Annotated in this window: 21 protein-coding genes; 9 read left to right on the top strand and 12 right to left on the bottom strand. The window is 64.0% G+C overall.

Translation table 11 applies throughout. From position 1 onward, the window contains the following. The 8 genes from VKR55_RS08615 to VKR55_RS08580 form a co-directional block, all read right to left on the bottom strand. Complete coding sequence (locus VKR55_RS08615; protein WP_324401819.1) at positions 1 to 888, bottom strand: YicC/YloC family endoribonuclease; 888 nt, start codon at positions 886 to 888, stop codon at positions 1 to 3. Between the two features lie 114 nt (positions 889 to 1,002). Continuing rightward, the gene (gene mltG / locus VKR55_RS08610) at positions 1,003 to 2,253 is read right to left on the bottom strand and encodes an endolytic transglycosylase MltG (RefSeq protein ID WP_324401817.1); all 1,251 of its coding nucleotides are present in this window, start codon (positions 2,251 to 2,253) and stop codon (positions 1,003 to 1,005) included. A 137-nt stretch (positions 2,254 to 2,390) separates the two neighbouring features. Beyond that, the gene (gene fabF, locus VKR55_RS08605; protein WP_324401814.1) at positions 2,391 to 3,656 is read right to left on the bottom strand and encodes a beta-ketoacyl-ACP synthase II; all 1,266 of its coding nucleotides are present in this window, start codon (positions 3,654 to 3,656) and stop codon (positions 2,391 to 2,393) included. A gap of 94 nt (positions 3,657 to 3,750) precedes the next feature. Continuing rightward, positions 3,751 to 3,990 (bottom strand): acyl carrier protein, encoded by a 240-nt coding sequence (locus VKR55_RS08600; protein ID WP_002716125.1) that lies wholly within the window; start codon positions 3,988 to 3,990, stop codon positions 3,751 to 3,753. A gap of 382 nt (positions 3,991 to 4,372) precedes the next feature. Beyond that, a complete protein-coding gene (gene fabG, locus VKR55_RS08595; RefSeq protein ID WP_324401770.1) occupies positions 4,373 to 5,110 on the bottom strand; it encodes a 3-oxoacyl-[acyl-carrier-protein] reductase in 738 nt (245 codons plus the stop codon). 24 nt (positions 5,111 to 5,134) lie between these two features. Further along, complete coding sequence (fabD, locus tag VKR55_RS08590; protein WP_324401768.1) at positions 5,135 to 6,088, bottom strand: ACP S-malonyltransferase; 954 nt, start codon at positions 6,086 to 6,088, stop codon at positions 5,135 to 5,137. A 76-nt stretch (positions 6,089 to 6,164) separates the two neighbouring features. Beyond that, entirely contained in the window at positions 6,165 to 7,190 is a 1,026-nt protein-coding gene (locus tag VKR55_RS08585; RefSeq protein WP_324401766.1) for a fatty acid desaturase family protein, read from the bottom strand. After that, complete coding sequence (locus VKR55_RS08580; protein ID WP_324401764.1) at positions 7,187 to 7,912, bottom strand: TetR/AcrR family transcriptional regulator; 726 nt, start codon at positions 7,910 to 7,912, stop codon at positions 7,187 to 7,189. The genes VKR55_RS08585 and VKR55_RS08580 overlap by 4 nt, the downstream gene beginning before the upstream one ends. A 322-nt stretch (positions 7,913 to 8,234) precedes the next feature. Here VKR55_RS08580 and rpsF point away from each other — a divergent pair, with 322 nt between their 5' ends. From rpsF to rplI, 4 genes are all read left to right on the top strand, one after another. After that, complete coding sequence (rpsF, locus tag VKR55_RS08575; protein ID WP_324401761.1) at positions 8,235 to 8,738, top strand: 30S ribosomal protein S6; 504 nt, start codon at positions 8,235 to 8,237, stop codon at positions 8,736 to 8,738. A 5-nt stretch (positions 8,739 to 8,743) separates the two neighbouring features. After that, on the top strand, positions 8,744 to 8,983 hold the full coding sequence (gene rpsR / locus VKR55_RS08570) for a 30S ribosomal protein S18 (RefSeq protein ID WP_011441353.1): 240 nt from the start codon (positions 8,744 to 8,746) through the stop codon (positions 8,981 to 8,983). 131 nt (positions 8,984 to 9,114) lie between these two features. Continuing rightward, positions 9,115 to 10,080, top strand: coding sequence for a YybS family protein (locus VKR55_RS08565; protein WP_324401744.1), 966 nt, complete (start codon positions 9,115 to 9,117; stop codon positions 10,078 to 10,080). A gap of 45 nt (positions 10,081 to 10,125) precedes the next feature. Beyond that, complete coding sequence (rplI, locus tag VKR55_RS08560) at positions 10,126 to 10,740, top strand: 50S ribosomal protein L9 (protein ID WP_324401741.1); 615 nt, start codon at positions 10,126 to 10,128, stop codon at positions 10,738 to 10,740. Positions 10,741 to 10,776: 36 nt separating this feature from the next. Here the strand turns inward: rplI and VKR55_RS08555 are convergent, their stop codons facing one another. From VKR55_RS08555 to VKR55_RS08545, 3 genes are all read right to left on the bottom strand, one after another. After that, complete coding sequence (locus VKR55_RS08555) at positions 10,777 to 11,241, bottom strand: PaaI family thioesterase (RefSeq protein ID WP_324401739.1); 465 nt, start codon at positions 11,239 to 11,241, stop codon at positions 10,777 to 10,779. Continuing rightward, positions 11,238 to 11,837 carry a TetR/AcrR family transcriptional regulator gene (locus VKR55_RS08550; RefSeq protein ID WP_324401737.1) on the bottom strand — a complete coding sequence of 200 codons (600 nt, stop codon included), beginning with the start codon at positions 11,835 to 11,837 and terminating at the stop codon, positions 11,238 to 11,240. The genes VKR55_RS08555 and VKR55_RS08550 overlap by 4 nt, the downstream gene beginning before the upstream one ends. A 96-nt stretch (positions 11,838 to 11,933) precedes the next feature. After that, complete coding sequence (locus tag VKR55_RS08545; protein WP_324401735.1) at positions 11,934 to 12,977, bottom strand: hypothetical protein; 1,044 nt, start codon at positions 12,975 to 12,977, stop codon at positions 11,934 to 11,936. A gap of 307 nt (positions 12,978 to 13,284) precedes the next feature. Here VKR55_RS08545 and VKR55_RS08540 point away from each other — a divergent pair, with 307 nt between their 5' ends. The 4 genes from VKR55_RS08540 to VKR55_RS08525 all read left to right on the top strand — a co-directional run bounded on the left by VKR55_RS08540 (position 13,285) and on the right by VKR55_RS08525 (position 18,890). Further along, positions 13,285 to 14,529: a cyclopropane-fatty-acyl-phospholipid synthase family protein gene (locus VKR55_RS08540; protein WP_324401733.1), complete on the top strand. Its 1,245-nt coding sequence runs from the start codon at positions 13,285 to 13,287 to the stop codon at positions 14,527 to 14,529. 739 nt (positions 14,530 to 15,268) lie between these two features. Further along, positions 15,269 to 16,771 carry a replicative DNA helicase gene (locus VKR55_RS08535; protein ID WP_324401731.1) on the top strand — a complete coding sequence of 501 codons (1,503 nt, stop codon included), beginning with the start codon at positions 15,269 to 15,271 and terminating at the stop codon, positions 16,769 to 16,771. 49 nt (positions 16,772 to 16,820) lie between these two features. After that, entirely contained in the window at positions 16,821 to 18,095 is a 1,275-nt protein-coding gene (alr, locus tag VKR55_RS08530; protein ID WP_324401729.1) for an alanine racemase, read from the top strand. Positions 18,096 to 18,119: 24 nt separating this feature from the next. Beyond that, a complete protein-coding gene (locus VKR55_RS08525; RefSeq protein WP_324401727.1) occupies positions 18,120 to 18,890 on the top strand; it encodes an exodeoxyribonuclease III in 771 nt (256 codons plus the stop codon). Here VKR55_RS08525 and VKR55_RS08520 read toward each other — a convergent pair whose 3' ends face one another. Next, the gene (locus VKR55_RS08520) at positions 18,891 to 19,259 is read right to left on the bottom strand and encodes a GFA family protein (RefSeq protein ID WP_324401725.1); all 369 of its coding nucleotides are present in this window, start codon (positions 19,257 to 19,259) and stop codon (positions 18,891 to 18,893) included. A gap of 298 nt (positions 19,260 to 19,557) precedes the next feature. Here VKR55_RS08520 and VKR55_RS08515 point away from each other — a divergent pair, with 298 nt between their 5' ends. Then, on the top strand, positions 19,558 to 20,442 hold the full coding sequence (locus VKR55_RS08515) for a prohibitin family protein (RefSeq protein ID WP_324401723.1): 885 nt from the start codon (positions 19,558 to 19,560) through the stop codon (positions 20,440 to 20,442). The last annotated feature ends 7 nt before the right edge of the window (positions 20,443 to 20,449 follow it).

Here is a 20,449-nt window from a genome sequence, read left to right as displayed (position 1 = left end):
TCACTCCAGATTCTGGACCTGTTCGCGGAACTGCTCGACCACGGTCTTCATCTCAAGCCCCGTGTTGGTAAGCTCGATGTCGTTGGATTTCGAGCAGCAGGTGTTGACCTCGCGGTGAAATTCCTGCGCCAGGAAATCGAGCCGGCGCCCGATCGGCCCGCCCTTGCCGATCAGCTCGCGCGCCTGTGCGATATGGGAGGCGATGCGGTCGAGCTCCTCGCGGATGTCGGCCTTGGCGGCGATCAGGAGCGCCTCCTGGGTCAACCGGTCGGCGTCGAAGCGCTCGGAGGCCTCGAGAAGTGCAGCGACCTGCTCGGCGAGCCGCGCGCGGATCGCTTCGGGCTTGCGGCCGGGCGCGGCTTCCGCCCTCTTCGCCAAACGCTCGATCTCGTCCATGCGCTGCAGGAGCACCTGGCCGAGAGCGATACCCTCGCGCCGCCGCATCGCGACCAGATTCTGCAGCGCCTCGTCGAAGGCTGCGATGGCGGCCGCTTTCGCCACCCTGTCCTCTTCCTCGTCGCTTTCCGGCTCGACCACCTCGATCACGCCCTTGATGCCGAGCAGCCCGTCGACGCTGGGCGCGACCGCGTCGATCTTGCCGGCAAGCTGGCCTGCGACCTTGACCACGGCGGCGAGCACGTCCTCGTTGATGCGTACAGCCGAGAGCGCATTGGCGCGCTTGACGTTGAAATTGGCGTAGACGGTGCCGCGCGAAAGTAACTCACCGGCCCGCTTCTTCGCATGAGCTTCCAACTCGTCCCAGCCGGGCGGCAGCCGCAGGCGCAGGTCAAGGCCCTTGGCGTTGACCGATTTCAGTTCCCATTCGAACGCGTAGGGTCCGCTTGCGCCGTGACTGCGGGCAAAGCCGGTCATGCTCGACAGCGCCATGGCGGGGGATTCTCCGAAAGAAAGACGGCGAAAGGGCAGATTCGCGACACGCCCCGGCGCGCGCGGACCATAAGACCTTTTCAGGAAAAGTGGAGTCCGGTGAAAGCGGCCATCCTATTGCTGGACCGTCCGCGAGGGTTGCGCCGATTGTGCGGCGCCCTGCCGGCGACGGACCGGCTTCCTGGCGGGCTTGGCCGCGGGCTTTGCCGCGGACGGCGGCGGCGTTTGCGCGGCGGGCGCGGACGCCGGCTGCGGATCGTCGGCCGGCTCGACGGTGTCGTTCTGCACCTGCTTTTCCATCGCGCGAAGCTTGGCGACGTTCTTCTGGTGCTGATCGTAGGTCTCGGAGAAGGTATGGCCGCCGGTGCCGTCGGCAACGAAGTACAAATCGCGCGTACGCGCCGGATTGGCAGTGGCCTCCAGCGAGGCGCGTCCGGGATTGGAGATCGGTCCGGGCGGCAGGCCGTCGATCACGTAGGTGTTGTAGGGCGAAGGCTGGGTGATCTCGCTGCGCTTGATCGGCCGGCCGAGCGTTCCCTTGCCGCCGACGAGACCGTAGATGATGGTCGGATCCGACTGCAGCTTGATCTTCTGCTTCAGCCGATTGACGAACACGGCGGCGACGCGGCTGCGCTCATCCGTTTTTCCGGTCTCCTTCTCGACGATGGAGGCAAGCGTCACCAATTCCTCCGGGGTCTTCAGCGGCAGGTCGGGGCTGCGGCGCTCCCAGATTTCGGCGACAACGCGCTTCTGCGCCTGCTGCATGCGCTGGATCACGTGGTCGCGCGTGGTGCCGCGCGGGAATTTATACGTTTCCGGCAACAGCGTGCCCTCGCGCGGGATCTCGTGCACCGAACCCGTGAAGATGTCGTTGTCGGCAAGCTTTGCGACGATCTGCTCGGAGGTCAGGCCTTCCGGGATCGTCACCGCGTGCTGCACTACCTTGCCTTCGACGATGGTTGCGATGACTGCACGAAGGCTCGCGTTCTTCTGGAACGAATATTCGCCGGGCTTGAGCCCGGAACTCGCCTTCATCGCGAACACGCCACCGATGAACAGCCAGGGATTGACGTCGATCACGCCTTCGCGCTGCAGGACGTCCGCGATGTCGCGCTTGCCGGCGCGCGAGGGGATGTTGACGACTTTGTCCTGCTGAAGCGGCCCGGGCGAGTCCAGGACCTGATTGCCGTAATAATAGACGGCGCCGGCGCCGATCAGAGCCAGGAGAACGATGGTGATGATGGCGTTGCCGACCACGACAAAGGGATTGCGCGCGCGTTCGGAGCGCTTGGGCGGCGGCGGGACCTGCTCGGGCTCCAGCGCGGCACGCGGACTGCGGGGCGAAATGGGCGGCCTTTCACTCATCGATGCAACCTGACGTCCTGTCGCTCTGGTGGCCTCGCCTGCTCGCGAGCGGCCGGTCATCTTGCGCCCGCCTTACGATTTAGCACGGAATACGGCGAAACGGTGGTTTCCCGATATCCGTTTCGCTACGGACCGTATCAATTGATCATGCGCTGCAGGATCACGGAAGCGTTGGTGCCGCCGAAACCGAATGAATTGGACAGGGCGATGTTGATCTCGCGCTTGCGCGCCGTACGCGGCACGAGATCGATTCCGGTTTCCACCGACGGATGGTCGAGGTTGATGGTCGGCGGCGCAATGTTATCGCGAATCGCAAGGATCGAGAAGATCGCTTCGATCGCGCCAGCCGCGCCGAGCAGGTGTCCGGTCGAGGATTTGGTCGAGGACATCGAGACTTTCGAGGCGGCATTGCCGAGCAGCCGCTCGACCGCGCCAAGCTCGATCTCGTCGCCGACCTGGGTCGAGGTGCCGTGCGCATTGATGTAGTCGATGTCCGCCGCCGTGATGCCGGCGCGCTTCATGGCCGCCGTCATGCTGCGGAATCCGCCATCGCCGTCCGGCGCCGGCGAGGTGATGTGATAGGCGTCGCCGGATAGCCCGTAGCCGATCACCTCGGCATGGATCTTCGCCCCGCGCGCGCGAGCATGCTCATATTCCTCCAGCACCACGATGCCGGCGCCCTCGCCCATCACAAAGCCGTCGCGGTCTTTATCGTAGGGACGCGAGGCTTTCTCCGGCGTCTCGTTGAAACCGGTCGAAAGCGCGCGCGCCGCGCAGAAGCCCGCCATGCCGATCCGGCAGATCGGCGATTCGGTGCCGCCCGCGACCATCACGTTGGCATCGCCGAGTGCGATCAGGCGGCTGGCGTCGCCGATCGCATGCGCGCCGGTCGAGCAGGCCGTCACCACCGCATGGTTCGGTCCTTTCAGGCCGTGCTCGATCGAGACGTAGCCGGAGGCGAGGTTGATCAGGCGGCCCGGAATGAAGAACGGCGAGACCTTGCGCGGGCCACGCTCCTTCAAGAGCACCGCGGTGTCGGCAATGCCGGAGAGTCCGCCGATGCCGGAACCGATCATGGTGCCCGTGGCGCAGCGCTCTTCCTCGGTGGAAGGGTGCCAGCCGGCGTCATCGAGAGCCTGTTTGGCAGCGGCCATCGCAAAAATGATGAAATCGTCGACCTTGCGCTGGTCCTTCGGCTCCATCCACTGGTCGGGATTGAAGCTCGCGTCCGAACCGTCGCCGCGCGGCACGATGCAGGCGATCTTGCTCGGCAGGTCGGACACGTCGAAGGTCTCGATCTTCCGCGCGCCGCTCGCCCCGCTCAGGATTCGCTGCCAGCTTGGCTCGACGCCACAGCCGAGTGGCGAGACCATGCCGAGGCCCGTGACGACAACCCGCCTCATCTGTGCAACTCCAGCCCTGAAGCGGCCTGCAACAAGAAACCGGTCGACCGCATCGATGCGGTCCGGCCGGCTTCGTCGTTACCGCTCGCGGGCGTCAGCTCTTTGCGTTCTTTTCAAGAAATTTCGTGGCGTCGCCGACAGTCAAAATCGTCTCCGCGGCGTCGTCCGGAATCTCACAACCAAACTCTTCTTCAAATGCCATCACGAGCTCGACCGTGTCGAGGCTGTCAGCGCCGAGGTCATCAATGAAGCTCGCGCTGTCGACCACCTTTTCGGGCTCAACACCGAGATGCTCGACCACGATCTTCTTAACCCGCTCGCCAATCTCACTCATCGTTCAACCTCGTGCTTGTTTCCGTAACCCGACCCCAGGATGATACGAGCCATCGTGGTCGTTAAACTTCCTTCGCAGTCGCGCATAAACCTGATTTGGCCCCCTTACCAGCATCCCGATCGGCGAAGCTCGTGATCCGTCGTGGCGGCTCGCCACAGGAACTTCGCTTCAACCGGCACTGGCCGACACGAGCCCGGCGAGACGACAGGCTCCGCCCCGCCAATATACAGGGTTTCCAAATCCTGCAATGGCGTTCTTTGCCCATCCATTTTTCCGGGTCCGGTTATCATACTTCACAGGCCTTGGCCATAAGCCCCGGACAGTCCAAGGAAACGTCAAGGAAAGGGCATTTGGCCGCCTGTCGACCCGTCCGGCGGCGCCGTCAAATCATGGCCATCCCGCCATTGACGTGGATGGTCTGGCCCGTGATGTAGCCCGCTTCAGTGGATGCGAGAAACACCGCGGCAGCCGCGATGTCTTCGGGCGTGCCGAGCCGCGCAGCCGGAACCTTGGTGAGGATGGTCTCGCGCTGCTTTTCATTGAGAGCATCGGTCATCGGCGTCTTGATGAATCCGGGAGCGATGCAATTGGCGGTGACGTTGCGCTTGGCATATTCGGCGCCCAGCGTCTTGATCATGCCGATCAGGCCGGCCTTCGAGGCGGTGTAGTTGCCCTGTCCGGGATTGCCGGTGACGCCGACCACCGAGGTGATCGCGATGATGCGGCCGAAGCGCTTGCGCATCATCAGCTTGGTGGCGGCACGCGCGAGGCGGAACGTCGCGGTGAGGTTGACATTGATGACCTCGTCCCAATCCTCGTCGCGGAGCTGCACGAACAGATTGTCGCGCGTGATGCCGGCGTTGGCGACCAGGATGTCGAGCTGCCCCATCGCCGCTTCCGCCGCGGGCACCAGCGCTTCCACTGCGGCGCTGTCGGAAAGATTGCAGGGCAGCACATGCACCCGCTCGCCAAGCCTGGCGGCGATACCATCCAGCACCTCGCGCCGCGTCCCCGAGATCGCCACCGTCGCGCCCTGAGCATGCAGGGCCGTCGCAATCGCGCCACCGATGCCCCCGGTCGCGCCCGTGACGAGCGCCGTCCTGCCAGTCAAATCAAACATGAATGTCTCCCCTCGAACGGCTAGCTATTGCGCAGCCGCCAGCGCGTCCTTCGCCGCAGCGATATCGTTGGGTCCTCCGACCGAAACGCCGATCGCTCCGTCGGCAATGCGCTTTACCAGTCCGCTCAACACCTTACCGGCGCCGATCTCGAAAAACCGCGTGACGCCCCTGGATGCCATATAGGCAACCGACTCGCGCCATCGCACGGTGCCCGTCACCTGCTCGATCAGGCGGCGGCGGATCTCGTCGGGATCGGATATCGCCGAGGCCAGCACATTCGACACCAAGGGCGCGGCCGGGGGCTTGATGGTGACCTCCGACAGCGCCTTCGCCATCACATCGGCGGCCGGCTGCATCAGCTTGCAATGGAATGGCGCCGACACCGGCAACAGCATCGCGCGCTTGGCGCCCTTGATCTTGGCGATCTCGACCGCGCGATCGACCGCAGCCTTGTCGCCGGACACCACGACTTGCCCCCCGCCATTGTCGTTGGCGGCCTGGCAGATCTGGCCCCCTGCTGCTTCATTGGCGACCGCAACCGCCACCTCATAATCGAGGCCAAGAAGGGCCGCCATGGCGCCGGCGCCAACCGGCACGGCTTTTTGCATGGCCAGCCCCCGGGTGCGCAAAAGCCGCGCGGTATCGGAAATGCTCAAGGATCCGGCCGCCGCCAGCGCCGAATATTCGCCAAGCGAATGGCCGGCGACGAAAGCGGCGTCCCGGCCGACCGAAAAGCCGGCCTCGCTCTCCAGCACCCGCAACGTGGCGATCGAGACCGCCATCAGCGCCGGCTGAGCGTTTTCGGTGAGCTGGAGCGTCTCCGCCGGCCCCTCCCAGATCACCGCGGTGAGCTTTTCGGAAAGCGCCGCGTCGACCTCGTCAAAAACGGCTTTAGCCGCCGGAAAGGCCTCGGCGAGCGCCCTGCCCATGCCTACCGCCTGGGAACCCTGCCCCGGAAATGTGAATGCTGCCGTCATCGGCGTCCCCTGAACGTGCCGAATTGTTCCAAGTTTCGGCCGTAGACACCGCCAGGGGCTCGGATGTCAAGCCGCGCTAGAAGCCGCCTGACGTCGGGTCGGCGCCGACCTCGACGCCCGCCCTTGCCCGTCGCGCGCTGTTCACCAACTGTCCCGGACGGTCCTCATGGTCCGGCTTCCCGGTCGCGAGCTTTAGCACCGCCAGATAACTCGGCTGCACCTCCATGCGCTCCCTGTGCCGGCTTTCACTGAGGATTCGGTGGACCTTCGGCAGGTTGTAGCAGGGCACGTAGAACAGGAGATGATGCTCGAGATGGTAGTTCACGTAGTAAGGCGCGATGAAAAGGCGTTCGAGGAAATTGGCGTGGGTGGTGCGGGTGTTTCGCAAGGGATCGCTGCTGTCGGGCACCACGGCATGCTCCGCGATATTGCGGATGCGGGTGATGACCATCATCCACGTCAGCAGCGGCACCAGCCATAGCAGCGGATAGGCCCACCACACGCCGGCCGCGGCCATGGCCGCGAACAGAAGCGCATTGACGGCGAATTGCGGTCCAAGCTTTTCGCGGAAGTGAACGATCCGCTGCTTGAGCGGCCATTGCGTGGGCCCGAGCGCGTTGAGCAATTGCGCCTTGCGTTGCTGATATCCGGTTTGCCCGGTGATATCGCGGACGAATTTGCGCCGGTAGCTCAACTTCGTGATCGGAAAAGGCGCCGACAGGATCAGGTCCGGATCATCTTCCTGTTGCGTGCGCGCGTGGTGCTGCAGATGATAGCGGCGATAGGCGCGTGTCTCGGCGAAGATCGGATAAGCGCAAAACCACTGGCTCAGCGTCAGGTTGATCTTTTCGTCGCCGGAGAGGCAGCCATGCGCACCGTCGTGCATCAGGATCGCAAGCCCGAGCTGCCGCGAGCCGATGATCCCGACCGCCAGCAGGTATGTCAGCGGATTGGGCCACCATGCGACCAGCGCGATTGCGGCCACGATGAGCACCCATGCGTGGGCGATCAGCGCGACGCCTTTGGCCGTCGAGCGCCGACGCACGTCGGCGAGTTGATCCTCGGTCAGAAAATCGCGGGCGCGGATGCGAAGCGCAGTCATGATGAAGTCTCCCCGTCCGATGCATTCGAGGCGGATGCATCGCGATCGCCGATCAGGCGAAGCGACGGACCGCCACCGGGTGAACCAGTCCGCGCCTGCTCGCCGAGCACGCGCAGCATCTCGGCGCAGAGCTGTTCCGGCGACCGACCCATGGCATAACCTTCGAGCACGACGCCGACTGCCACGGCCCAGAACCGTCGCGAGCTGTCCTGAGGCACGCGCAGCGTGCGCCATCCGTGCCGCTCGACCTTGTCCGCATAGGCGCGAGCGCCTTCGCTATGCAGACGCTCGATGGTGCGCTCGACCAGCGGTGCGAGATCCTGCCGGCGCCTGGTCAGCGTCAGCGCTTCCGCGAAGAAGGCCACCGCATCGCTCGCCGTGACCGTTTCCGCAAGCGCATGCGTGTACTCCTGCGGCGTATGGGCCCTCTGGCCCGCCTGCTCGGTGGCGCGGGCGACATACAGCATGTCGCGGCAGGCCGCCTCGACGAACAGTGCCTCCTTGGTGCGGAAATAATAGGTGATCTGGCTCGGGAACGCGTCGGCTGCGGTGGCGATGTCCGTGATCGAGGTGCCGGCGAGGCCGCGCTCCTTGAACAGGCGGCTGGCGGCATCCAGCAGAAGGGACCGCATTTTGCGCCCAGCCGGGCGCGTGGCTCGGACGGCGTGCTTTGGGTCGCCTGCCGGCGTCTCGAAAGCCGTTTCGACCGACTTAGCAGCCATGGCTTATCTCCTAATTGTTTGTATAACATACAAACAAGCTAGTCAATCCCTCCCTGGCCGCTGGCGGGCCACCGGCGGGTTTTGGCCGGAAAGCCGCGTAACGAGCTTGCCACCAAGCCGAAAATCCGTATAAAGCGCGCCATCCGTGGGTCCCGGCCGGGAGCTGAACGGACGGTCTCAGCAATTCATTCGAGTTGATGTGGCAGGGCCAGTCGGCCCGTCGTCCCGTGTTTCCGCCTTCTGAGCTTGCAACGAGTCCTTTCCGAAGGTCTCGAAGGGCTTGCCGCCGAGAGCCACGCCAACACTTGAGGAAAGGACTCTCATGCCTCTGTATGAGCATGTGTTTCTCGCGCGTCAGGACGCGAGCTCCCAACAGGTCGAGGAATTGACCACCCAGATGACCGGCATTGTCGAGCAGGCCGGCGGCAAGGTCACCAAGACCGAGAACTGGGGCGTGCGCTCCCTCACCTACCGCATGAACAAGAACCGCAAGGCGCATTTCGTGCTGCTCAACATCGACGCGCCGTCAGCGGCGATCGCCGAGATCGAGCGCCAGGAGCGCATTTCTGAAGACGTGATCCGCTACCTCTCTGTCCGCGTCGAGGAGCACGAGGAAGGTCCGTCAGCGATGATGCGCAAGGCCGATCGCGATCGTGAGCGCGACGATCGCGGCGGCGGTGGCTTCCGCGGCGAGCGCGAAGGCGGTTTCCGCGGGGATCGTGACGGCGGCGGCTTCCGCGGCGACCGTGATGGCGGCGGCTTCCGTGGCGATCGCGGCCCGCGCCGTCCGCGCGATGATGCCGATGCCAGCGGCGACGAGGAGTAAGGACAATGGCTGAAGCTGGTGCACGTCGTCCGTTTTTCCGCCGCCGCAAGACCTGTCCGTTCACGGGTCCGAACGCGCCGAAGATTGATTACAAGGATTCCAAGCTGTTGATGCGTTACGTCTCCGAGCGCGGCAAGATCGTGCCGAGCCGCATCACCGCGGTGTCCGCCAAGAAGCAGCGTGAGCTCGCCCGCGCCATCAAGCGCGCGCGCTTCCTCGGGCTGCTTCCCTACGTTATTCGCTAAGGAACGCTCCAGCCGGCGGCATCCGTGCCGCCGGCCGCAATAGTCATTTATAAGGCTCCGGGTCGTCCGGTCGCCGATGGTTGGGGTTCTAGGTTTGGGCCTCTAACCGCTCGAAAGGGGCGGGACAGCTAATGATCGCGATCATTCTCATTGCGCTTGCCGCAGGCTGCGCGTCGGCCTTGATGTTCGCCTCGATCATATCGGGCGCGCTGATCTCATTGCTGCTGTTCTATCTGGCGCCGCTGCCCTTGATGGTCGCGGCGATCGGATGGGGTCCACTCTGCGCCGCGATGGCCGGCATCGCCGCTTCGCTTGGCCTTGGCGCGATCTTCGGCCTCAATTATGGCGTTGCCTTTGCAGTCGCGATTGCACTTCCCGGCTGGTGGCTCGGCCATCTCGCCCTCCTCGGCCGACCTATCGCCGTTCACGCGCCCGCCGACGATGGCGCCGTGCCAGAGGCGGTGGAGCTCGAATGGTATCCCGTCGGCCGCATCCTGCTCTGGATTGCCGCCTCCGCGGTGCTGACCACCTTCGGCGTCCTGCTTACGCTCGGCGGCGATTCGGCGGCGATCGCAGCAACACTGAAGCGGGGGCTGGTTCACCTGCTTTCAGCGAGCAACACGAAGGCCGAGGACAGCGTGCTCGACGCGCTGGTCGCGATGATGCCGGTCTGTGCCGTGATTGGCGTCTTCCTTGTCTTGACGCTCAACCTTTGGCTCGCGGCGAAGGTCAGCGCGATGTCGGGGCGGCTCCGTCGCCCGTGGCCCGACCTCAAGAGTGCGACGTTGCCGCCGATGACGCTGGTCGCGCTCTGCGTGGCGACGGCGCTCTGCTTTACAAGCGGACTAACGGCCCTCCTCGCCAAGCTCACCACCTCGGCGCTGATGATGGCTTATGCCTTCGCCGGCTTTGCGGTGCTGCACACACTGACACTGGCGCTCAGGAGCCGTGCCTTCTGGCTGGGCTCGACCTACGCCATCGTCGTGCTTTTCGTCTGGCCGGCACTCGGCATGGTCGTGCTCGGCGTGGCGGACGCCGTGTTCGGCTTCCGCCAGCGCTACTGGCGCTCGCGGCCGCCGCCGTTGCCCGCCCCCTGAAATGATCGATTCACGTCAAACACATCACGTTAAAGGAGAACGAATATGGAAGTCATTTTGCTGGAGCGCGTCGCCAAACTCGGTCAAATGGGCGAGGTCGTGAAGGTTCGTGACGGCTTCGCGCGCAATTTCCTGTTGAAGCGCAAGAAGGCGCTGCGCGCCACCGCGGAAAACCGCGCCAAGTATGACGGCATGAAGGCCGAGCTCGAGGCCAATAACCTCCAGGCCAAGTCGGAGGCGAGCAAGGCCGCCGAGAAGATCGAGGGGCTCGAGATCGTCATCATCCGCCAGGCTTCCGAGTCCGGCCAGCTGTTCGGCTCGGTCTCGGTGCGCGACATTGTCCTCGCGCTGGAAGCCGAGAAGATTCATGTCAGCCGGCCGCAGGTCTGGCTCGACGCCCCGATCAAGGCGATCGGCCAGCGCAAGGTGACGATCGCCGTCCATCCGGAAGTCGAGGCCAATATCAACGTCATCGTTGCCCGCAGCGCCGATGAGGTCCAGCGTATCAAGCGCGGCGAGGATATCTCGACCCGTCAGGAAGACCAGGACGCAGCTGCCGAGGCGCTGGCCGCCGCCGGCGAGTTCTTCGATCCGGAAGCCCAGCACGACGAGATCGAGCAGCCGGCGGCTCCGGCAGAGGAAGCGCCCGCCGAGAAGTAAGCCGTCCCCTCACCCGTTTTGCAAAAGCCCGGCGTTTCATGCCGGGCTTTTTTCTTGCACCGGAATCGGCGCATCGAGCATCGCGATTGACGCGAGCGCCGTCGCGGTGTGCTTCTCCACGCCACCGGTGACGCAGAACACGTCGGCCGCGACCACCGCGACCTGGCGCCCGGGTTTGATGACGCGGGCGCGGCAGATCAGGCGCTTGCCGGTCGCGGGCGATAGCAGATTGAGCTTGTACTCGGCTGTCAGCGCGCCCTGGCCGCGCGAGGTTGCGGCCGCGATCGTGGTGGCGTTGTCGACCAGGAAGGCGGTGACGCCACCGTGAAAGAAACCGTGCTGCTGCAACAGCTCGGGCCTGCGCTCGACCGCGATCGTGCAGGAGCCGCGTGAGAGCTCCGAGAGCTCGGCGCCGACAAGCTGCATAAACCTCTGGCGGCCGACATTGTCGCGAATGAGTTGCTCGATCGGCGCAAACTCAAAATCGATTTTCTCGATCATGACGCGGCATCCTTTGCGCGAGCCGTCACGAGCGCGCGGATCGCGCAGGCGACGAGCTCATCGGCGTGCAGCCTTGGATCGCCGCGCTCGCGCCCGGAGAGATAGGCGCGGCAAAAAATCTGCGCCGGCCCGATCACCTGACTCGCGAAGATGGCTGGCGTGAGCGGCAACAGCTCGCCGCTAGCAATCAGCGGAGCGCGCCAGCGCTCGATCCCTTCGGCAAAGCGTGCATTCAGCGCGCGCTGCCTGTCGCGCATGTCCTCGGTCCAGTCGCCGCGGGAAATCTCGAAGAGGTAGCGCGCCTCACGCCTGGACTCGACGACCCAGTCAAGATGCGCGCGGATCAGCCGATCGATGCCCTCCGGGGCGCCAAGGCCCGGCAGCATGACCGCGAGGATCGTGGCGTGATAGCGCTGCAACGTTTCCAGGAAGAGAGTTCCGGCCAACTCCCTCTTCGAGCCGAAGAAGTGGAAGAAGCTGCCGTTGGAGGCACGCGCTTTGGTCCGGATCGCCGCCACCGTAGCGCCTTCGTATCCATCGCGCTCGAATATGGCGAGTCCAGCCGCCAGCAGATCCGCGCGCACGCCCGCCGCCATGAATCGCCTCCGTCTGCGATTAGACCATCACTCTAGAGCAACGCTCTAGAAGGGTCAAGGCGGACCCTCTGCGGACGATGGAGGGCTGGGAAACCGTTATTGCGAGATCGGCGGCGTCGGTGGTCCCGCCGGTGCTACGGCTGGCAGCGGCGGCGCTGACGACGCGGTGGCAGTGGTGGGCGGCGGCAGCGACACGGCGTTGGCCGGCAGGGGTACCGCCATGTCCGCAGCGGGATTCGTAACCGCCGCCTGGACCGGTTGTTGTGATGCGGCGGCCGAGGCGGCCGCGGGAGCTTCGGCGGCCGGCGACGGCACAGTTGGCGCCGGCGTCACCTGGGGAACAGGATCCGGCCGCACAATCGGCGTCTCGGCCGGTGGCTCGACCTTGGCAGATTGCGAGCGGCCCTCCTCGGCAGGTTTGGTCGGCTCGGCCGGCTTTGCTGCCTCGGGCTTGGCCTCTTCCCGAGCCCTCTCTTCCCGCGGCTTCTCTTCTCGGGATTTGGGCTCTTCCCTGGTGGCGGTTTCGCTGGGTTTTTCGTTCGGCTTTTCGATTGGTTTTTCGCTCGCCTTGGGCTCTTCCTTCGGCAGCGCCTCGCCGGGCCGGCCGCGCTTGCTCAGCCTCTGCTTGGCATTCTTGTGGCCCTCGGGGGTTGGTTCCGCAGCAGCTTGCGCGGGATTAGCCTCTCCTCCAGGCTTCGGCTCAACCGCCTCTTGCGGCGCAGGATGGCTCCTGCGGCCGAAACGGTCGGGCTGTTCAGGCCGTCCGTCCGGCTTGCCTTCCGGCCTCGCCTCCTGCCTCGCTTCCTGCTTGGCGCCTTCCTTTGTGCCCTTCGCGCCTTTGTCACCCTTTGGCGTATCGGCACCGATGCGGGTATCGGTCGCGCCGTTGGAGATAAGATAGGACGCAAGCACGCCGGCCATATTGGGACTTGTGGTGTAGTGCTGGCGCAGAAAGCTCGACAGCGAGGACGGCGAAACCGTCTTCAACAGGCCACGCGGGCTCTTGTGGCAGGCCGTGCAGGTCCCCGCGAAAATCTGGGAGGGCGTCTTGCCGGCCTCGAGGTTTTCCTGGGCCAGCGCCGGCGTGAACCATCCGGCCAGAAGCAGCACCGTCGCCGGAATGAGCGCTCGGCTCGACATTCTCAGACTTCTCCAGATGCGCAAATTCCAGACGCCGGAATCGCCCCCCAGCGTCGCCGAGACCGACGCTCCGGCGGCTCGCGGCGACAACCTTTTAGCTGATTATCCCGCGAATGGAAGCGCGCGGTCCGACGCAACTGCGTGAATGCGATGTTTTGGAATATCCGCTTTGTCGCCAATGCACTAGCGGACTGCTTCAACGCCTGCAAATAATGCAATGTGCGCTTGGAACCAATCGGTTCCGCGTGCGTCGGAGCTTGGGGCCGAAAAGCCACGTCTTCCGCGATAGCTTGTTGCGGTGGGTTCGATGGACCGATTGTTGCGTCGTTTTCTAAGTGGTTTTATCCGCCACGGTTCGATCTCGTTCACGACCGCCAGTGGCGCCAGGTTTTCTTGTGGAGACGGCTCCGGTACGCCGGTCGCGGTCCGCTTCCTCACCACCGCAACCGAGATCAGGATCCTGCTGAACCCCGAGCTCGCGCTTGGGGAAGCCTTCACGAATGGCACCTTCGTCGTCGAGCAAGGCACCATCGCCGACGCGCTCGCGATCCTGATGGGCCAGCCCGAAACGTTGCCTCGCTTCGCGCGGCCGCAGTGGTGGGCGCGCTATCTCATCCGGCATGTACGCCAGCTCAATTGGCGCGGGCGCGCGCGCCACAACGTCGCACATCACTATGATCTCGACGGCAAGCTCTATTCGCTGTTCCTGGATTCCGACCTGCAATATAGCTGCGCCTATTTCGAGACGCCCGACACCAGTCTCGAGGACGCCCAGCTCGCCAAGAAGCGCCACCTCGCCGCAAAACTCCTGGTCGGCACTGGCCAGCACGTGCTCGACATCGGATCGGGCTGGGGCGGGCTTGGCCTCTATCTTGCGGAAACCACGGGCGCCGACGTCACCGGCGTCACGCTCTCGAGCGAGCAGTTGCAGGTGTCGAACGCGCGTGCCGCCGACAAAAACCTGGCGGCCAGATTCCTGCTGCAGGACTACCGCGACGTCGACGGCTCCTTCGACCGCATCGTGTCGGTGGGCATGTTCGAGCACGTCGGCGTCGATTTTTACGATGCGTTCTTCAAACGCTGCGCCGAGCTGTTGACCGATGACGGCGTCATGGTGCTGCATTCGATCGGCCGTTCGGAGGGACCTGACGCGACCAATCCCTGGATCGCCAAATACATTTTCCCCGGCGGGTACATCCCTGCCCTGTCGGAGGTGCTGCACGCGATCGAGCGCTCGGGCCTGCTCGTCTGCGACATCGAAATTCTGCGGCTGCATTATGCGGAGACGCTGAAGGCCTGGCGCGAGCGTTTCCTGGCGCGACGCGAGGAAGCCGTGCGGCTCTATGACGAGCGCTTTGCACGGATGTGGGAATTTTATCTCGCGGCGTCCGAGATGGCGTTCCGCAAGCAAAACCTCATGAATCTGCAGATCCAGCTCACCAAGCGGCAGGGCGTTGTGCCGATGACGCGGGATTACATTTTCCAGGCGGAAGCCAAGCTGCGCGCGATGGAGAAGGGCCGCAAGCCACGGCTGAGGATCGCGGGCGGGTGATTATTGCTGCTGATTAATGGCGAAGGACCGAGGGGACGCGAGGAACACGCGTCGCCGGCTGCGCCAGTTGCGCGCGAAGGGCCAAAAGAATCGCGCTCTCGACGGGCCGCGAACGGACCTCGGGGCGCGCCGCCTCTTCCATGGCATCGATCAGTAGCGACAGCCACAGCCGATCACCGCCTCCGCTTTGCCATGATTCGAGCCGCTGACCCATTGCCCTTGCCTGTGCACTTCCGGCAGCGAGACTGCCGAAAATAAAGTCCTTACGATGTGAACTGCTTCACAGTGGTATTGGTTCCCTGCGCCTACACGTCCGCTATGGCTGGAAAGAACCAACCACCCTCATTCGACGATCAGGGCGACCTGACCATCGATTACGCCCTGATTGCCACCGGCGTCGGTGCCGCCCTCGTTGCGTTCGCCTACCTCCTCCTGACCTGAGAAACCGGCAGCTCTCGCAACCGACAAGGAACCGGGCCGCTCTGGTAGGTAAGCGCGAGACCGAACCCGGTTCAGGCTCCTCTCCAAAAAATTTGCCTAAACCTTCCGTGAACCGGCCGGCTGGTCGCCTGGGTCGAGGCGAAAGTCGTCAAGCGCTGACAGCTTCCGGGTCAGGATTCACACAACGTGTTTGTGTGAATCGGGCATAAGGCGCATGGACGCTATCGCGGCGCCTCGGAGAGGCGCTTTATCGCCGCCCCCACACGGCTTAAGACCAGAACCACAAGAACAATCCGACATGGCTATCCCAGACTCGAACGTCCTCAAGCTCGCTCCCGACGCGCCTCAGCCCGCCTATCGGAGTGCGCCGCACAATATCGAGGCGGAACAGAGCCTTCTGGGCGCGATCCTGGTGAACAATGACGCCTTCTACCGGGTGTCGGACTTCCTCGAGCCCAAGCATTTCTACGAGCCGATCCATCAGACGATCTATGAGACGTCCGCGAGCCTGATCCGGATGGGCAAGATCGCGACCCCGGTCACCTTGAAGACCTTCCTGCCCGCCGATACCGACATTGGCGGCATGACGGTCGGCCAGTATCTGGCGCGGCTTGCGGCAGAAGCCACCACCATCATCAATGCCCAGGACTACGGGCGTACCATCTACGACCTCTCGCTGCGCCGCGACCTGATCGGAATCGGCGAGGACATGGTCAATGTGGCCTATGACGCGCCGGTCGATTTTGCGCCTCGGGCGCAGATCGAGGACGCCGAGCGCAGGCTGTATGAGCTCGCCGAAACCGGCCGCTATGACGGAGGCTTCCAGAAGTTCTCGCAGGCACTGACCGTTGCCGTCGACATGGCCGCCAAGGCCTTCCAGCGCGACGGAAAACTGTCGGGCATCGCCACGGGCCTGCGCGACCTCGACATCAAGATGGGAGGCTTGCAGCCCTCCGACCTGATTATTGTGGCCGGCCGTCCCGGCATGGGCAAGACCGCGCTCTCAACGAATATCGCCTACAACATCGCAAGGGCGCATCAGGCCGAGCTGCAGGCCGACGGCACCATGAAGACCGTCAACGGCGGCATCGTCGGCTTCTTCTCCTGCGAAATGTCGGCCGAGCAGCTTGCCACCCGTATCATCGCCGAGCGCACGGGCATCCCGTCGAGCTCGATCCGCCGCGGCGGCATTTCGGAGACCGATTTCGAGAAGATCCGCGACTACTCGATCGAGCTGCAATCGCTGCCGTTCTATGTCGACGAAACCGGCGGCCTCTCGATTGCACAGCTCATGGCACGCGCCCGACGGCTGAAGCGGCAAAAGGGCCTCGATCTCATCGTCGTGGACTACATCCAGCTTCTGCAGGGCTCGGGCAAGCGCGGAACCGACAACCGCGTCCAGGAAATCACCGAGATCACCACCAGCCTGAAGGCGCTGGCCAAGGAGCTCAACGTCCCCGTGATCGCGCTGTCGCAGTTGTCGCGTCAGGTCGAATCTCGCGACGACAAGCGGCCCCAGCTCTCGGACTTGCGTGAATCCGGTTCGATCGAGCAGGACGCGGACGTCGTGCTGTTCGTGTTCCGCGAGGAATATTACCTCGCCAACAAGGAACCACGCGCCGGCACGCCGGAATATGAGAAATGGCAGCTCGACATGTCACTCGTGCACGGCAAGGCCGAGGTCATCATCGGCAAGCAGCGCCATGGTCCGACCGGCACTGTGGAACTGCATTTCGACGCCGCGGTGACGCGATTCGGCGATCTCGCCCCGGATGGACAGGTTCCCGATCGGACTTATTGATGGTTCCGATGGTTGAAGGAACGGGGCGCGCCCCTTAAGCTTGCGCGCCATGAACATCATTTCGGATCCCAATCCGACGCTGGCGGGGACCTTGCTTTCGCCCGAGGCCAATCAGGCAGCGGCGCTCGCCACATACAACGGCGTGCTGACCATCGACCTCGACGCCATCGTCGCGAACTGGCGAAAGCTCGAGAAGACGGCGGTGCCGGCCGAATGCGCCGGCGTCGTCAAGGCGGACGCCTATGGCTGCGGGATCGAGCCGGTCGCGAAAGCGCTCGCCGCGGCCGGCTGCAAGACCTTCTTTGTGGCAACGCTGGATGAAGCGCGCACCCTGCGCGCGGCGCTGCCATCAGCCACCATCTACGCGCTCGACGGCTTTTTCCAGAACACCGGCGAGGTCTACGCCAAGATCGACTGCAAGCCGGTGATCGGCGATCTCAATGAACTCGCCGAATGGGACGTGTTCTGCCGACGCTCGGGGTGGAACGGCGGCGCCGCGATCCACATCGACACCGGCATGAACCGCCTCGGGCTCACGATTGCGGAAGCGCAGGGCATCATTCCCCGTATCAATGCCGGCGATCACGGCATCACGCTGGTCATGAGCCATCTTGTCGCGGCCGAGCTCGTCAACACGCCGACCAATGCAAGGCAGCTCACGGCCTTCCGCCAGATCGCGAGCCTGTTCACCAATGTGCCGGCGTCGCTGTCGAATTCGTCCGGAATCTACCTCGGCCCGCAATTCCAGTTCGACATGGTGCGGCCGGGGGCGGCGCTTTACGGCGTCAATCCGACGCCGGAAGCCGACAATCCAATGCAGCCGGTCGTGGAACTGAAGGCGCGCATCGTGCAAATCCGCAATGTCGAGCGCGGCGAGACTGTGGGTTACGGCGGCACCTGGACCGCGCGGCGACAGACCAAGCTTGCGATCGTCGCGGCTGGTTATGCCGACGGCTATTTCCGCGCCGCCAGCGCCAATGACGGCACCCGCGGCGCCGAAGTCGTTGTTGCCGGAAAGCGCTGCCCGGTGGCAGGCCGCATCTCGATGGATTTGATGGCCGTCGACATCACCGACCTGCCGCCGAACGCTGTGCGGCGCGGCCACATGGTCACACTGATCGGCGAAGGCATCACCGTGGACGAGCTGGCCCACCATTTCGGCACCATCGGCTATGAGGTGCTGACCAATCTCGGCCGCCGCTATGCGCGCCTTTACAAGGGCGGCGGCAACATTCTGCCCGTGGTGTTACCCTCCGCCGAGATCGGGAACAAACCTGTGGCCAACGGCAAACCTCCCGAAGGCTCCGCTCCTGACTCGATCTAGCGGCGGGCGCTTGTCTGCAGCCGGATGAAGATCGCGACCTTCAACATCAACAACATCAACCGGCGGCTTCCCAATCTGCTCCGTTGGCTGCGTACGGCAAAGCCCGACATTGCCTGCCTGCAGGAATTGAAGGCGGCCGACGACGAATTTCCGCATGCCGCAATCGCGAAGGCCGGCTATCACGCGGTCTGGCACGGACAGAAAACCTGGAACGGCGTCGCCATCCTCTCGCGCAAGGCCGAGCCGGTGTTGATCCGCACCGTCCTTCCCGGCGATGCTGCGGATCACGAAGCACGCTACATCGAGGCCGCCATCAGCGGCATCATCGTCGCCTGCCTCTATTTGCCGAACGGCAATCCGCAGCCGGGTCCGAAATTCGACTACAAGCTCGACTGGTTCGCGCGGCTGCGCAGGCATGCCGCGAAGTTTTTGAAGCAGGATCTGCCGGTCGTGCTGGCCGGCGATTACAACGTCGCGCCGACGCCGATCGATATCTATCCGACCAAATCCTGGGACAACAACGCGCTGATCCAGCCGAAGAGCCGCGCGGCCTTTGCCGCGCTCGTTAGCCAAGGCTGGACGGACGCGATTCGCGCCCTGCATCCGTCACAGCCGATGTTCACCTTCTGGGACTACAAGCGCAACCGCTGGTCGCGCGATGCGGGATTGCGGCTCGACCATCTCCTGCTCAGCCCCGCACTCGCGCCGCGGCTTCTCAGAGCCGGCGTCGACCGCGCCGTGCGTGGCGAGGACGGCGCCAGCGACCACGCGCCGGCGTGGATCGAGTTGAAGTGATTACCAGAGATTCTTGCCGTCGATCACGGTCACGGGGACCGCATCGAGATCGAAATCATCGAACAGCCGCGCGTTGATGCCGATCCTGGGATTGTCGAAGTCCGGCTTGCCCGTCGACCAATCCGGCGATTCCGAGTAGGTGCCGCAGCCACACTCGGCACAGAAATTGTGTCTGACGGTCTTGCTCTGCCAGCGATAGGTCGCGACGTTTTCGGCCGGCGAGATCAGGCGGAATTGCGCGGGTGTATAATACGCCCACAGCGCGCCGCGCTTGGCGCAGATCGAACAGGTGCAACGGGTCACGCCCGCAGGTGCTTCGGTGACTTCGAATTGCGTCTTGCCGCAATGGCAGCTTCCCTTGATGGTCACGATCCGCTCCGCATCTGATAACGTGCAAGAGGTCGTAGCACCCTCATGCTGCCAACATGATGGCAGCAGAAGGCAACCTCGGGTTAACCAAAAGGCGCGGGGCATCGTCGCTGACGTTTGGCGCTTTCGTCGCCAAATGCTCCTTGCAACTGCCTAAAATCCCGAGCCCCTCGTTAGCCCGGCCTGAACCAGTTACACCGAACCGGCGACGAAATGACGCGCGTCACAGCAAATTTGTAACGTGACACGCGGAATGTCGGCATCGAGCCGCATTCGTTTCATTTTCAGGAGGAAATTTATGAATCGGGGCCACATCGCGGGCGTCGTCGCCCTCATCGTCATCTGTCTCCTCGTGTTGGGAAGCTGGTACACCGTCGACCAGACCGAGCGCGGCGTGCTGTTGCGCAACGGTGCGGTGATCGGCACCGCGCAGCCCGGGCTCGGCTTCAAGATTCCGGTGATCGACAGCGTCCGGAAGATCAGCGTCAAGACCGTGACCTACACCTGGGACAAGATGAACTCGTATTCCTACGACCAGCAGCCGGCCGATCTGAAGATCAGCGTCACGCTCCGCGCCTCGCCCGAGAAGGTCGCCGACCTCTATGCGCGGTTCGGATCGCTCGACCCCGCGGTCCATCAGGTTGTGAGCCCGGTCGTGAACCAGCAGGTCAAGATCGTGTTCGGCCACTACACCGCCGAGAAGGCCATTCAGGAACGCGGCAACCTCAACAACGAGATCAAGACCGCGATCACGGATACGCTGAAATATGATCCGATGCTGATCATCGACTCCGTGCAGCTCGAGAACATCGAGTTCAGCCAGGACTATCTGCACTCGATCGAGCAACGCATGCTGGCCGAAGTCGAGGTGCAGAAGCTGCAGCAGAACGCTGAGCGCGAGAAGGTGCAGGCGCAAATCACCGTGACGCAGGCCACCGCAAAAGCCAACGCCATCCGCGCCGAAGCGCAGGCCAACGCCGATGCCACGCGGCTGAACGGCGAGGCACGCGCCGCCAATATCAAGGTTACGGGCGAGGCTGAAGCCGCTGCCATCAAGGCACGTGCCGAGGCGCTGGGCTCGAACCCAAGCATCATTGCCCTGACACAGGCCGAGCGCTGGAACGGCGTGCTGCCGACGACGATGGTGCCGGGCTCCTCGGTGCCGTTCGTCACGGTGAAGTAAGCGGCGA

Origin of the sequence: Bradyrhizobium sp. (assembly GCF_035309285.1) — a bacterium.
In the GTDB taxonomy this organism is placed as follows: domain Bacteria; phylum Pseudomonadota; class Alphaproteobacteria; order Rhizobiales; family Xanthobacteraceae; genus Bradyrhizobium.
Note: the sequence above shows the minus strand (reverse complement) of the source record. Positions and strands in the feature narration are given on the sequence as shown.